Source organism: Mycobacterium sp. E2327 (genome assembly GCF_001672675.1).
Lineage (GTDB): Bacteria > Actinomycetota > Actinomycetes > Mycobacteriales > Mycobacteriaceae > Mycobacterium.
On sequence record NZ_LZKE01000105.1, the window covers coordinates 74,698 to 87,495 of the forward strand.

12 protein-coding genes and 1 pseudogene are annotated in these 12,798 nt (G+C 67.6%); 1 reads left to right on the forward strand and 12 read right to left on the reverse strand.

The annotated features are described in order from the left end of the window. The 3 genes and pseudogenes from A5712_RS31925 to A5712_RS31930 form a co-directional block, all read right to left on the reverse strand. Positions 1 to 399 (reverse strand): annotated as a pseudogene (locus A5712_RS31925) (TA system VapC family ribonuclease toxin); the annotation flags it as partial. Next, positions 396 to 623: an antitoxin gene (locus tag A5712_RS11810; RefSeq protein WP_068104666.1), complete on the reverse strand. Its 228-nt coding sequence runs from the start codon at positions 621 to 623 to the stop codon at positions 396 to 398. The gene A5712_RS11810 and the pseudogene A5712_RS31925, both read right to left, overlap by 4 nt. A 46-nt stretch (positions 624 to 669) precedes the next feature. Continuing rightward, a complete protein-coding gene (locus A5712_RS31930) occupies positions 670 to 1,659 on the reverse strand; it encodes a hypothetical protein (RefSeq protein ID WP_231982108.1) in 990 nt (329 codons plus the stop codon). A 123-nt stretch (positions 1,660 to 1,782) separates the two neighbouring features. Between A5712_RS31930 and A5712_RS11820 the strand changes: the two genes are divergently transcribed. Then, complete coding sequence (locus A5712_RS11820) at positions 1,783 to 2,490, forward strand: TVP38/TMEM64 family protein (RefSeq protein WP_068104668.1); 708 nt, start codon at positions 1,783 to 1,785, stop codon at positions 2,488 to 2,490. 5 nt (positions 2,491 to 2,495) lie between these two features. On the opposite strand, the gene A5712_RS11825 is transcribed toward A5712_RS11820, so the two are convergent. Genes A5712_RS11825 through A5712_RS11865 form a run of 9 tightly spaced genes read right to left on the reverse strand, consistent with a single transcriptional unit; the run spans position 2,496 to position 12,711 of the window. Then, the gene (locus tag A5712_RS11825) at positions 2,496 to 4,046 is read right to left on the reverse strand and encodes an MCE family protein (RefSeq protein ID WP_068104670.1); all 1,551 of its coding nucleotides are present in this window, start codon (positions 4,044 to 4,046) and stop codon (positions 2,496 to 2,498) included. A 3-nt stretch (positions 4,047 to 4,049) separates the two neighbouring features. Continuing rightward, positions 4,050 to 5,192, reverse strand: coding sequence for a virulence factor Mce family protein (locus tag A5712_RS11830; RefSeq protein WP_082973401.1), 1,143 nt, complete (start codon positions 5,190 to 5,192; stop codon positions 4,050 to 4,052). Positions 5,193 to 5,200: 8 nt separating this feature from the next. Then, entirely contained in the window at positions 5,201 to 6,658 is a 1,458-nt protein-coding gene (locus A5712_RS11835; protein ID WP_068104674.1) for a virulence factor Mce family protein, read from the reverse strand. After that, complete coding sequence (locus A5712_RS11840) at positions 6,655 to 8,079, reverse strand: virulence factor Mce family protein (protein WP_068104676.1); 1,425 nt, start codon at positions 8,077 to 8,079, stop codon at positions 6,655 to 6,657. The genes A5712_RS11835 and A5712_RS11840 overlap by 4 nt, the downstream gene beginning before the upstream one ends. Then, positions 8,076 to 9,107 (reverse strand): MCE family protein, encoded by a 1,032-nt coding sequence (locus tag A5712_RS11845; RefSeq protein WP_068104678.1) that lies wholly within the window; start codon positions 9,105 to 9,107, stop codon positions 8,076 to 8,078. The genes A5712_RS11840 and A5712_RS11845 overlap by 4 nt, the downstream gene beginning before the upstream one ends. Further along, positions 9,104 to 10,318 carry an MCE family protein gene (locus A5712_RS11850; protein WP_068104680.1) on the reverse strand — a complete coding sequence of 405 codons (1,215 nt, stop codon included), beginning with the start codon at positions 10,316 to 10,318 and terminating at the stop codon, positions 9,104 to 9,106. Before A5712_RS11850 ends, A5712_RS11845 begins: the two co-directional genes overlap by 4 nt. A 5-nt stretch (positions 10,319 to 10,323) precedes the next feature. Next, positions 10,324 to 11,193, reverse strand: a complete 870-nt coding sequence (locus tag A5712_RS11855) for an ABC transporter permease (RefSeq protein WP_068104683.1) — start codon at positions 11,191 to 11,193, stop codon at positions 10,324 to 10,326. A 1-nt stretch (position 11,194) separates the two neighbouring features. After that, complete coding sequence (locus tag A5712_RS11860; protein WP_068104685.1) at positions 11,195 to 11,992, reverse strand: ABC transporter permease; 798 nt, start codon at positions 11,990 to 11,992, stop codon at positions 11,195 to 11,197. Continuing rightward, positions 11,989 to 12,711: a FadR/GntR family transcriptional regulator gene (locus A5712_RS11865; RefSeq protein WP_068104687.1), complete on the reverse strand. Its 723-nt coding sequence runs from the start codon at positions 12,709 to 12,711 to the stop codon at positions 11,989 to 11,991. The genes A5712_RS11860 and A5712_RS11865 overlap by 4 nt, the downstream gene beginning before the upstream one ends. Positions 12,712 to 12,798: the final 87 nt, after the last annotated feature.

Consider the following 12,798-nt stretch of genomic DNA (forward strand, 5'->3'; position numbering starts at 1 on the left):
AGTTGCCGTCGGAATGAGCATCGCGACGTCGCTGTGCAGGTGCGCCAGGCCACTGTCAAGGGTCGCCAACTGACCTTTGTGACTGCGCGCCAGTTGGGCGAGGTAAGCGTCGGTCACCTGTCGGTGGCCGACCACACCACCGACCGTCACATCAGCGAAAGAGACACTGTCGGGCCAGAATTCGTGGTTTTTTGCGTTCGCGACGGCGTGGACGACGTCGCGTGCCGTCGCCGCGGGTTGGCCCATCCGCACCAGGAACCGGACGAGACTTCCCTGTGTGATCGGACAGGTAGCGAAGCTCGCGTCGGACGACGCCAGCCAATCCGTTGCGGCGTCATGATGCACGTGTTCGGTGACGACCAGCGCGATCAGGACGTTCGCATCGAGCAGCGCCGTCACTCCTCATCCTCCAACGAGCGCACGTCCTCAGAGGTGACAACCGTGCCGACGCTCACCAACGGCAGTCCGGTCCTCGAATCCGTGGCGACCGTGGCGGTGCCGCCCGCTCCCAGGCCGCGTCGGATGAGGTCGGCAACGGTCTGGCTCAGTGTGCGGTGGGTGTCTCGCGCGATCGCCAGCGCCTGCCGATGCAGGTCGTCCGGCAAATCGACGGTTGTGCGCACAATTAATCCTAGCATCAGTGCATCATGACGCACTGATGCAGTCTGTTCAGGCCGATTCAGCGTGGCCCCTCCCGTACAAGTCACATGCCTCGACGAAGCGCGCCCACTCGGAGTCGCGCGGAAGGGCTCCGGACTTGGCGAGCGCATCGTCGCTCACCACGAGACCGGGCCCGATGGGTGCGAGCAGCTTCGACAATTCGAGCACCTGCCCTGCCGGACTGTCCGTGAATCTCTGATACACCCGACTGCGGATCCGCGCCCGAGCTCTGTCGATCCCGTCGGCAAGATCCAATTCCGGAAGCCGCAAGGCGCTTCCGCATCGAGCCGCCTGTTCCTCGAAACCGTCCTCCCAGCATTCAGTCCGCCATCCACTCCATAGCTCCGGCAGGGCCTGAAAAATCCCCATGGTGTCGGCGGTGTGCCACGCTCCCAGCGTCTTTCGCGGAACGTCGATATGTACGCCGCCCTCCGGGATCTCGCCGAGCGCCAAGCTCTGAACGCCGCGGCCCGGTAGCCTGCCCAGCAATGCGGGTCCGTGCCACGCCATGCTCAGGTCCCACCACAGCGGCCACATGCGGAGCTGTCCCGTGCCATCGAGCACAGAAACAAGATGACACAGCGCGTTTCGATCGTCGGCAATCCGGAGATTTGGTTGGCTGTCCAAGCTGTGCGGCGGCAATTCGGCGCCCACATATTCCGCGAGTTCGGCTGTTCCGTCGTATGCCCAACCGATGGAATAACCCGGCCATACCGCGGCCAGCACGCCCATCAGTGCCCGGCGTTCGTTCATTTCCACCATCAGCTCTTCGCCGAAGAACAACACCCGGCCATGATCGAGATCCACAACCGCGCCGCCATCAGCCCACAGCGGATCGACCCACTCGTCCTTGCGGCAACGCCGCAGTGATTGCGCATACCGCAGCGCCAGCTCAGGGCCGCCGATCAGCGCATCGAGTATGCGACAGCCCGCCCAATGTGAGTAATACAGCTGCCAATTCCGATCCCGCACGACGACGAAGTTCGCCCTGTTTCCCATAGCATCCTGTCCCCTCTGACGCGATCTCCGGCATCGCGTCGACCGAACCGAGTGTCCCGCCGGGGACCGACAAGCAAGGAACGCGCCTTGGTCACTGCCGGGTGCGGAAGAATTGCCAACAGCATGGTCGACAACGAGGAATTCCCACCTGTATCCCGGCGCCGCCACATCATCCGGCTCGCGGTGTTCGCCGCGTTCCTGGCCACGATGTTCTACCTGGTGGCCATCGCGCGAGTCATCGACATCGAGGCGATACGGCGCGCGGTCTCGGCGACGGGACCGGCGGCGCCGCTGGCCTACGCCGTGGTGTCGGCGGTCCTCGGCGCGCTGTTCGTGCCGGGCTCGATCCTGGCGGCGGGCAGCGGAATGCTGTTCGGTCCGCTGCTGGGGGTCTTCGTAACGCTGGGCGCGGCAGTCGGCACCGCGGTGGTCGCGAGCCGCGTCGGCCGCCGGGCCGGCCGGGACAGCGCGCGGTCCCTGCTTGGGCAGCAACGCGCCGAGCGCATCGACGCGGTGATCGAACGCGGCGGGCTGTGGGCGGTCGTGGGTCAGCGCTTCGTCCCGGGCATCTCCGACGCCCTCGCGTCCTACACGTTCGGGGCGTTCGGGGTTCCGTTGTGGCAGATGGCGGTCGGGTCGCTGATCGGTTCGGCGCCAAGGGCTTTCGCTTACACCGCGCTGGGCGCATCCATCAGGCACCTGTCGTCGCCGCTGGCGTATGCGGCGATCGCGGTGTGGTGCGTGAGCGCCATCGTCGGCGCGTTCGCGGCGCGGCACGGGTTTCGGAAATGGCGGGCACATGCCCGGGGCGACGCCGACGAAAAGGCGTAGGCGTTTCAGCCCGCCGGTCCGAGCATCTGCTGCCAGCCCTCGTCGCCGATATGGGTCGAATTCGCAACGGAATACACGACACCGTCGGGCCCGACGACCTTGCCGCTCCGCACGTCGTACAGCGCGGTGGGCAGCGCGCTCGGGGTGTAGAAGCACGGGTTGGGCTGCTGGCCGTTGCATTGGACCGTGCCCGAGCCCGGCCGCTGCAGCGGATCGCTGACCGGCGGCGGGGTGCCCGGCAGCCGGTCAGCGGGTAGCGGGTTCTGGCCGTTGTCGACCGACGGCGCCGGGATCACCTGACCCGGTTTCACCGGTTGGTCGCAGCGCGCGGCCGCCGCCGGGCAGGTGAGGATCTGGTCGGGGTCGCCGTACCAGGGGTTGGTGCCCAGCGGCACATACGGCTCGGTGCTGCGGCACTCGCGCGGGGTCGCCGCCCGCTTGCCGGGCACGTCGACGCACGGGTAATTCCGCGCTCCGCGAACCCCATTCGTCGCGTCCATGGGGATCTTGCAGTAGGTCCCGGCCGGGAGCGGCGCGCCGCTGGTGTCGGCCGGGGCGCGCCACTCCGACGCGGGCAGGAAGCCGGTCAGGCACGGCGGTGGCTGGTTGAGCGCGATGGCGCCGACGCCGAGCGCCGCCTGCCCGGGGGAGTTCGCGGTCACCGACTGGGCGATGGCGCCCGACTGCGGCAAGAACACCAGCGCCTGCTCGACGCCGTTGTGATAGCGCTTGAGCATGTCGATCACGACCTCCAGGTTGGCCAGCGTCTGCGGCAGCGCCTCGCGCACGTCGCTGAACGTGGCGTTCACCTGCTCGGCGGTCGGCGGCGCATTGGCCAGGATGCTGCGCAGCGCCTGATCCTGCTGCGCGGCTTGCGCGGTCAACGTGTTCAGGTTGGCCGCCCAACGCCTGATCGTGTCGGCGGAATCGACCTGGCTGTCGATGACGGGCGCCGAACGCGCGATGATGTCGTCGACGTCGCCGATGCTGCCCCGGAAGTCGTGGGCGATCGCCTGGGTGGCGTCCACCAACCGCTGCAGCGCGGGCCCCAGCCCGCCCAGGGCCTGTGACGCCTCGTACAGGACCGACTGCACCTTTTCTTTGGGCAACACCGCCAACGCGCGGTTGGCGGCGTCGAGCGCCGGGCCGATCTGGCTGGGCACCGTGCTTTTGGTGATGGTCTGCCCGTTTCGCAGGAACGGACCGCGGTTGGCGGTCGACACCAGGTCGATGTATTGCTCGCCGATCGCCGAGACGGAGTGCACATTCGCCGATGCATCGGCCGGTATCTGGTAACGGTTGTCGACGCTCATGGTCGCGCGCGCCCCCCGCGCGGTCGGCTCGACACCGGTGACCTTGCCGATGGTGATGCCCCGGTACGTGACGTTGGCCGTGCGGTAAAGGCCGCCGGACTGCGGCAATTCGGCATACACGATGTAACGGCCGACGCCGGCGAGGCTGGGCAGCCGCAGGTAGTACAAGCCCAAGACGAGGACGGCGGCCACCGCCACCCCGGCCAACACCACCAGCTGCGTTCTGACGATGCGGGGCAACATCTTTCATTCACCCCTTTCCACCAGCGGCCCGCCCGGGGCGTCGTTGGGGTTGGGCGTGTAGCGCACGTCCGGGATCATGGTGTTCGGGTCGCGACCCCACGCCTGCTCGAGCGCCCGCAGGGCCCCGGAAAATCCCGTTCCGCTGAGCATCGCGTTGTCGAGGCTGGACAGCGTCAGGTCGAGTACGGGCGACAGGTTGACGTAGTCCCCGCGGATCACCTGCGTGATGTGGTCGATGTTGAACGGCGCCGTGAGGCCCAGTTTCAGCGCGCCGACCACGTACGGCGAAGCCAGGCCGAGCTGGCTGAGCGGCCGCTGCAGCGATTGCAGGCTCCGGTTCAGGTTGGGCCGGGTATCGGCCAGCGCCCGGTTGGCGACGTCGCTGAACCGTCCCAGGGATTCGGTGGCGTCGGCGAACAGATTGCGGGTGTCGGCGAAATGCTGGATCAAGGGCGGGATTTCGGTGAGCACCTTTTCCAGGGTGTCGTCCCGGTTCGCGACGATCGTCAGCAGCTCGTTGGTCGAATCGATGGCGCGGATGAGGTCGTCGCGCTGGCGGTTCAGCTCGGCGACGAATGTGTCCAGCCGGGTGAGCAATTCGCGGACCTGGCCGGCGTGACCGTCGAGGATGTTGACGACCTCGGTTTGGATCGCGTCGAGGTTCGCCAGGCCGCCGCCATTGAGGATCACCGCGACGCTCGCCAAGGTCCGTTCGACGGTGGGGTAGGCCGACGAGTTCTTCAGGGCGATGGTGTCGCCGCTCCGCAACGGTTGCGCCGACGGGTTTTTCGGCGCGGCCAGCTCGACGTGCTGGGTGCCCAGCAGGCTCGTCTGGCCGATCTTGGCGGTCGCGTTGGCCGGCAGCCGTACGTCCGGATTGAGGTCGAGCGTCAGGGTGGCGATCCAGTTCTTCAGGGCGATTGCGCGCACCGTGCCGACCCACACGTCGGCGACTCGTACCCGGCTGTTGGTGTTGAGCGCCAGCGTGTCTGGCATTTGCACGTAGATGGTCATCCGGTGGGCCCCCGTGCCGCGCCCGACCGGCAGCGGCACGTTGGCGATGCCCTGCCAGGTGCATGAGGTCAGCACCACCGGGACCAGCAGGAGGGCCAACACCAGCACCAGCCCGCGGCGAACGGCGCTCACGCCGCGCCTCACCGGCCCGCCCCCGACTCGTCATAGGCGTTCGGCGGTCCGGGCAGGTTGGTTCCCGGCGGCGGGGGCCCGGCGTCGGGACCGCCCATCAGCTCGGCCAGCGAGTCGGGCGTCAGCATGTCGGCCGTGAACGGCTGAACCTGCGTGCCCTGCATCCCGGGCGCGACGACCCAACCCGGTTCGTGGTTGCCGTGCGAAAACGGGGTGTCGCGCGAGAAGATCCCCGGGACGGTGGTGTCCTTGTATCCCGGCGGCGGATGCAGCCGCTCCTCGGAGTACGCCACCTCCTTGGGCAGGGTGGCCGCCGAGTTGAACGGGTTCAGGCCGAACGGCAGGTAGTTGAACTTGATGGCGTCCAGCACCGGCGCCAGATACTGCGCGCACAGCTCCGCCGAGTCCTGGTAGCCCAGGCGACTGCCGGCCTGAATCGCACTGCAGATGAACTGAATCGGGTTGGCGAAGTTGGTGAACTCGAACAAGCCCACCAGCGAGCTGTGCAGGGGGTGGTAGAGGTTGTTGAAGTTGCCGGCGAAGGTGGGCAGTACGTGCAACGCGGTCTCCAGGCCGTCCCGCGCCTCGGGTTGCAGGAGGGTCGTGGTCGCGTCGGCGAGGTTGCCGACGTCGTGGGTCAGCGCGGACCTGTTGTCGCTCAAGAACTTTCGGGCGGCCGTCAGCACGTCGTCGAGGTGGGTGACGGTATCGGCCACGTCGTGGTCGGACTTGGTGAACCAGCCGGTGAACTCGGCGAGGTCGTCGTTGAGCGCGACGAACTGCCGATCGTTCTGGTACAGCGCGGTGACGAACTGGGCGAGGCTTCGGGTGATCGCGACGAAGTCGCCCCGGCCCTCGTTGAGCGCGGTCAGCGCCCGCGACAGGCTGTTCAGGGTTTCGTTGACCTGCTTGCCCTTTCCGGCCAGGTTGTCCGCGGCCGATTCGATGATGTCGCCGAACGGACCCCGCGGTTGCTGGGGTGTCGGGCCGAGCTGACGCAAGATGCCGTTTATGGAATCGCGCAGCTGGTCCCACTCGACGGGCACCCGGGTGCGTTCGATCGGGATCACGTCGCCGTCGCGCAGCACCGGCCCACCGGTGTAGGGCGGCGACAGCTGGATGGTGCGCGAGGCGACCAGGCTGGGGTTGAGGATCGCCGCGGTGGCCTGGGCGGGCACCGTGTATTCGTTGCTGTAGTGCAACGTGACTCGCATCTTGTCGCCGTCCGGCTCGATCTTGTCGATCGCGCCGACCCGCACCCCCATGATCTGAACTTTGTCGCCCGGGTACAGCGCGAGGGTCTCGGGGAAATACGCGACGACGGTGTTGTTGGTCAGTCGGCGGTACAGCTGCGCTCCGGCGACGGCCGCGATGAAGACGAAAATCGCCGCCAGCGACGCGACCACCATGACCCGGCCGGACACTTTCGGCAGTCGCAGGTTGCGGATGTCGAAGATGGTGCTCATCGGGTGCCCATCCCTTCGGTGCGAGCCCCCGGTGGTGCGTGCACCGGAAGCGGCGCCTGCGTGCCCGGAACGACCGGCGGCGCCTCCCCCGGCCGGCCCGCGCTCGGGATGCCGGGTGCAGGCGCTGGGCCGCCGGGGTTCGGCTGCGACGTCTGAACGTCCAGCGGCGCCGGGAAGCCGCCGAGGACCGGGCCGAACGGTCCTTGATCGGAAAGCGCGCACGGCAATGGATTTCCGGGCCGCGGTGGGCTGTCGGCGGCCGGCGCGTACGAGCACGGCGATCCCGGCGGGACGGCCGGTTGCGGATGATCCGGCGTGCCCTCCAGCACCGGCGGCGCGGGCGGCGGTGCACCGTTGGGGAACCGGCCGCCGTTGGGGTCGGGCCAGCGGAACTCCGGCAGCCCGGCACCACGCCAGAAGTTCTCCGGGTCGATGCCCCGCTTCTTGAACGCGGCGTCGACCCAGGGCTGAAGGATCTGATAGGGCAGCAGATTGGCGACGATCGCCTTGAAGTACGGACCGGAGGCGACGGCCTCGGTCAGGGATGCGGTGTATCGGCTGAGCAGCACCAGCACGTCGGCCAATTCCGTTTTGCGCTTGACCAATTCGTCACTGACGGTGCCCAACTGCTGCAACACGCGATTGGCATTGGGGTTTTCGTTGATCAGCGCCGACACCTGCGTCGACACGGCCGACACGTTGCTCAGCAGAACGCTCAGCGCCTGGCTGCGCTGCCGGAACGCGGCCAACAGCGTCTTGGCATTCACCAACAACCCGTCGACCTGCTGGCTGCGGTCGCCCAGTACGCGAACGACCTTGTCGGCGTTGGCCAGCAGCCGCTTGATCTGCTCGTCCCGCCCGCCGAGGGTGTCGGAGAACTTGGCGATGCCGTCGAGGGCGGCGCTCAGGTGCGGCGCGGTCTGATCGAACGTCTCGGACAAGACGTTCAGCGACCGTTTGACGGCGTCGATGTCCCAATCGGTCGCGGCCTTCGTGACGTCGACGAACGCGTCGTAGATCTGGTAGGGCGTGGTCGTCTGCCCCGACGGGATAACCCCGTTGGGCGGCAACGCATCCGCGCCGCGGTTTTCGATCGCCATGTTCTTGCGGCCGAGCAGGGTGTCGGTGCGGATCGCGGCGCGGCTCTGCTTCCCGATCGTCCTGCCGGGCATCGAGAAGCCGATCAGGACGCGGTCGCCGTGGATGGCGAGCGAGCGCACCAGTCCGACGTTCACCCCGGCGATCTCGACCTTGTCGCCCGAGCTGATGCCGCCGGTGTCGGCGAATTGCGCGTAGTAGGTGGGGGTGGCGAACAGCATCGGCACGCTGGTGAAGCTCTGGCCGACACCGACGACGAGCAGCGTGACCAGCGCGCCCATCAGACCGACGCGGGTGCGGTTGAACTCCGTCAGCGTCCTCATTGCGGCGTGCACCTCCCGGTGGGCTGCCCGAAGAGCTTGATGGTGCGCACCGGACCGCCAGGCTGTAATCCGTTGACCTTGATCGAGATATCGCACAGGTAGAAGTTGTAGAAGTCGCCGTAGATGCCGCCGGCACGGCCGATGACGCGGAACGCGTTCGGCAGCTTGGCCAGCACGCCGTCCAGGGTGGGCAGGTCGTTGATGAGCGGCTGGGCAATGCCCTCGAGGCGCTCGAGGGTGCCGTGCAGCAGTGGCCGGTCCTCACCCAGCAGGTCGGCCAGGGTGCCGGCGGCGTCGCTGATGTGTGCCGCCGCCGCGGCCAGCGGATCGGCCCGGTTCTTCAGTCCGGTGATCAGCAGGTCGAGGTTGTCGACCGTCCGGTCGAAGTCCTTTTGATGCTTGACGGTGGTGGCCAGCACGGTGTTGAGGTTGGTGACGACCTCCCCGATCGCCTTGTCGCGGTCGGCCAGCGCCGCGGTCAGTGCGGCGGTCTGGTCGAGGATGTCGTTGATGGTGGCGCCCTGCCCCTGGAACACGGTGATGATCGACTGGGCGATGCTGTTGACCTTGTTCGGGTCCAGCGCCTTGAACAGCGGGCGGAACCCGCCGATCAGGGCGTCGAGATCCAACGCCGGCCGGGTGTGCTCGAGCGGGATCGTGCCCCCCGGCGCCAGCCGCTGTCCGCTGTCGCCGTGTTTGAGCTCCAGGTAGCGGTCACCGATCAGGTTGAGGTAGCGGATCGACGCGGTCGTGGCCCGATCGAGCGGCAGCGAGCGATCCACGTTGAACTCCACCAACACTCGGGCGTCCCGGTCGATCAGCGTCACCTTGGAGACCTTGCCGACCTCCACCCCCGACGCCCGGACGAACTGCCCGGCCCGCAGCCCGCTCGCGTCGGTGAACACCGCGGAGTACCCGGTGGTGTGGCCGAACCGGACCTGGCCGAAGACGATGATGATCATCACGGTGAACATCAGCAGCACCAACCAGAAGATGCCGAGTTTGACAGCGGTGCCGGTGGTTCTCATGGGTTGATCGTGTTCTCCCCGTATTGGCGGCCCCAGACGTACTCGGTCGCCAGTGGCTGGCCTAGCTCGAGGTGGTTGTACGGCACGAGGCTGGCGCCGGTGTCCATCACCAGATACGGGGCCGGCCACAACTCCCGGGTGATCTTCTGCCAGCAGCCCGGCCGGCCCCCGGGCCCGCCGCGGGCGTTCACCCGCGGCAGATTGTCCGGATAGACATAGGGATTCGGCGCCCCGATGAGCGACCCGGCGGCCGACAGCGAATAACCGTTGCCGCCGGCCGCTTTGGCGACCTCGGGCGCTGCGTCGTGGAAATTCCGGATGGTGCAGAACATTTCGGGGCTGTAGGTGTCGAGCAGTTCGGCGGTGGGCACCAGGTCTGCGGCGCCCCGCGCCAGGTACGGCCCGCCCTTGGCGAAGAGCTCCTCGCCGGTGTGGCCGACGCCCACCGCCGCCAACAGCGCGGCGTCCAGGTCGCCCTGCTGCCGGGTCAGCGTGCGCGCGATGGTCACCGCATTCCGCAGGAAGTCCCACAAATCGGGTGAGGCGCTGGTGTAAACGTCGGCCAGGTCCGCCAGCCGCCGCACGTCGTAGCGGATCTGCGGCATCCGCGGATTGAGTTGTGCGAGAATCTCGTTCCCGTTGACGATCGACTCACCGAACTTGACCCCGAGGCCGTCCAGCGCCTGCGCCAGCGCGGACAGCGTTGCGTTCAGTTCGATCGGGTCCACCTTCTCGGATATCGAGGTGACCGTCTCGAACAGCGTGTTGAATTCGGTGGTCACCGAGCGCACGTCGATCACGTCGTGCGACGAGATGCGCCGCGGTGCCGGATCTTCCGGCGAGATCAGCGACACGTATTTGTTCCCGAACAGGGTGGCCGCCTCGATGTTCGCCACGACGTTGGCCGGAATCAGGTTGAGGTAGCGGGGATTCACGTCCAACACCAGCTTGGCCGCCGGCCGCCCGTCGCGCTCGATCTCCGAGATGCCGGACACCCGGCCGATTTCCACGCCGTTGTAGGTGACCTTCGATCCCTGCTCCATCACCAGCCCGGCCCGCGAGGCCACCATCGTCAGTTGTGTCTTCGGCGTGAAGTCGCCCCGAAACTGCAGGTACACCAGCGCGAGTACCAGCCCGCAGGCCAGCAGCAGGATCACACCCTCGACGTACACCCACGCGCGTCGGTCCTTCCGCGTCGCCGGCGTCGTCATGGGCGTTACACCGTGAGATTGAAGTTCGGGTCGACGCCGTAGAGCGCCAACTGGGCCAGCAGGACGACTACCACCACCGAGACCAGCGAGAATCGCATCGAGCGGCCCACCGCCTGGCCGACGCCCACCGGGCCGCCGCTGGCGGTGTAGCCGTAGTAGCAATGGGTGATCATCACGACCATCGCGATGATGACGACCTCGAGAACCGACCAGCCGACGTCCTCGGGCCGCAGGAAGGTGCGGAAGTAGTGCTCGTAGGTGCCGTTGGACTGGCCGTAGAACACCGTCGTGACGACCTGGCCCGAGGTGAACGCCATGTCGAGCGCCAGCGCGTAAAGCGGGACGATCACCGCCAGCCCGCCCAGGATCCGGGTGGAGACCAGAAACGAGATCGATTTGATGCCCATGACTTCCAGGGCGTCGATCTCCTCGCTGATCCGCATGGCGCCCAGCTGGGCGGTCGCGCCGGCGCCCACCGTGGCGGCCAGCGTGACCCCGGCGACGATGGGCGCGGCGATGCGGGTGTTCGCCAGCGCGGCAAAGAATCCGGTGAACGCCTCGACGCCGATGTTGCCCAGCGACGCGAAGCCCTGGATGGCGATCAGCGAACCGCCGGACAGGGTGACGAAGCCGATGATCGCGACCGTCCCGCCGACCACGGCCATCGCGCCGGTGCCCATGCCTATCTCGGCGATCAGCCGCAGTGTCTCCCGACGATAATGGCGCAACGCCCACCCGATCTCGCCGACGCTGATCCGGGTGAACCTCGCGAAAATCCCTATCTGCCAGAGCCTTCGGGTCGCGCCGCCGCCATAGCGGTTGAGGTTGGCGGCGGTCCTGGGGTAACGGGACCGGAACACGGCTGCGCTCGACACGTCAGCGCCCCGTCCCGAACCGCACGCCGATCGTGGTCAGCACCACGTTGACCGCGAACAGCGCGATCACGCAAAGCACCAGCGTCTCGTTGACCGCGGTTCCGACGCCCTTGGGGCCGCCCTTCGTGGTCAGCCCGCGATAGCAGCCGACCAGGCCGGCGATGGTGCCGAACGTGGCCGACTTGACCACCGAGATGACCACCTCGGGCAGGCCGGTGATCAGGGTGAGGGTGCCGACGTAGGCGCCGGCCGAAATGTGTTGGATGTAAACGCCGAAAATGAAACCGCCGACCAGCCCGATGGTGATCACCGCGCCGTTGAGTAGGGTGGCGACGATGGTCGCGGCGACGACGCGGGGCACCACCAGCCGGTGGATGGGGTCGATGCCCAGCACCTCCATCGCGTCGATCTCCTCGCGGATGGTGCGGGCCCCCAGGTCGGCGCAGATCGCGGTGGACCCGGCACCCGCGATCACCAGCACGGTGGTCAGCGGACCCAGCTGCGTGACCGCACCCAGCGCCGCGCCCGCGCCGGAGATGTCGGCGGCGCCGAACTCCGCCAGCAGGATGTTGAGCGTGAAGATGATGAGCACGGTCAGCGGGATGGCGACCGCCAGCGTGGGCAGCAACGAGACGCTGGTGATGAACCAGCCCTGCTCGATCGTCTCCCGCCACTGAAAGGGCCTGCGAAACAGTGCCTTTCCAGTCAGCACGCAGGTGCGGAAGAAGCCGCCGATCGCGTCGATGCCGGGCTGAACCTGGCCCCGCAGGTACGCGGCGATCACGGTGTGGGTGCTCATCGACGCTTCCCCCGGCGATCGAGCGCGCCCGTCATCGAGCTGTTGGCGAGTTCGAGTAGGTCCTGGGCGGCCTTCTTCGCCGCGGCGGGATCGCCGGCACGGATCGCGTCGGCCAATTTCCGGTAGGCGTCCGGCCGCCTGACGTCGGTTGTCACCGCGCCGGCCAAGGCGTCGAGTGCCGGCTCGTACGCGGCGCGAAAGGCGTTGTACATCAACCGGAAAACGATCGAACCGGCTCCGTCGACCACGTGATCCCAGAACGCGAGCGTGCCGCGTTGCCACTCGACCGGCTCTTTTTCGCGCTCGAGGACGCCCAACGCTTCCTCGAGCGATCCGGCCAGTTCGGGTCCGCGTTGTTCGGCCGCCAGCTCCGCGACCTTCGGGCCGATGCGCAGCCGGGCCTCCAGCATGCTGTGGAACACGGCGAGGTCGAGCTCGCCGTTGCGAAACAGCAAGCGGGGCAGCAGGTCGAGGCCGGCGTGCCGGCGGAAATCACGCACCGTCGTGACGCCGCCCTGGCGCACCTCGACCAGGCTTGCCGCCGAAAGCCGCTTGAGCGCCTCGCGCACGGCCGGCCGCGATACCCCGAAAACCTCGGCCAACCGGCGCTCGCTGGGCAAGGCCTCACCCGGCTGCATCTCGCCGCTGAGCACATCCGTGGCGATCTGCTCGAACACCTCTTCCGGCACCGATCGGCGAATCACCGGCTGCAGCGCCATGGGTGAAAGTGTGGCCGGACAGAGGTCAGACGTCAAGTGGTCAGACCAGTATGTCGCGAAAGCATTCCGCTTCGCGCGCGGCGCAAA

Coding starts and splice junctions, on each gene's coding strand:
- A5712_RS31930 (WP_231982108.1), bottom strand. CDS start 1,659: ATGGGAAACAGGGCGAACTTCGTCGTCGTGCGGGATCGGAATTGGCAG.
- A5712_RS11820 (WP_068104668.1), top strand. CDS start 1,783: ATGGTCGACAACGAGGAATTCCCACCTGTATCCCGGCGCCGCCACATC.
- A5712_RS11825 (WP_068104670.1), bottom strand. CDS start 4,046: ATGTTGCCCCGCATCGTCAGAACGCAGCTGGTGGTGTTGGCCGGGGTG.
- A5712_RS11835 (WP_068104674.1), bottom strand. CDS start 6,658: ATGAGCACCATCTTCGACATCCGCAACCTGCGACTGCCGAAAGTGTCC.
- A5712_RS11840 (WP_068104676.1), bottom strand. CDS start 8,079: ATGAGGACGCTGACGGAGTTCAACCGCACCCGCGTCGGTCTGATGGGC.
- A5712_RS11845 (WP_068104678.1), bottom strand. CDS start 9,107: ATGAGAACCACCGGCACCGCTGTCAAACTCGGCATCTTCTGGTTGGTG.
- A5712_RS11850 (WP_068104680.1), bottom strand. CDS start 10,318: ATGACGACGCCGGCGACGCGGAAGGACCGACGCGCGTGGGTGTACGTC.
- A5712_RS11860 (WP_068104685.1), bottom strand. CDS start 11,992: ATGAGCACCCACACCGTGATCGCCGCGTACCTGCGGGGCCAGGTTCAG.
- A5712_RS11865 (WP_068104687.1), bottom strand. CDS start 12,711: ATGGCGCTGCAGCCGGTGATTCGCCGATCGGTGCCGGAAGAGGTGTTC.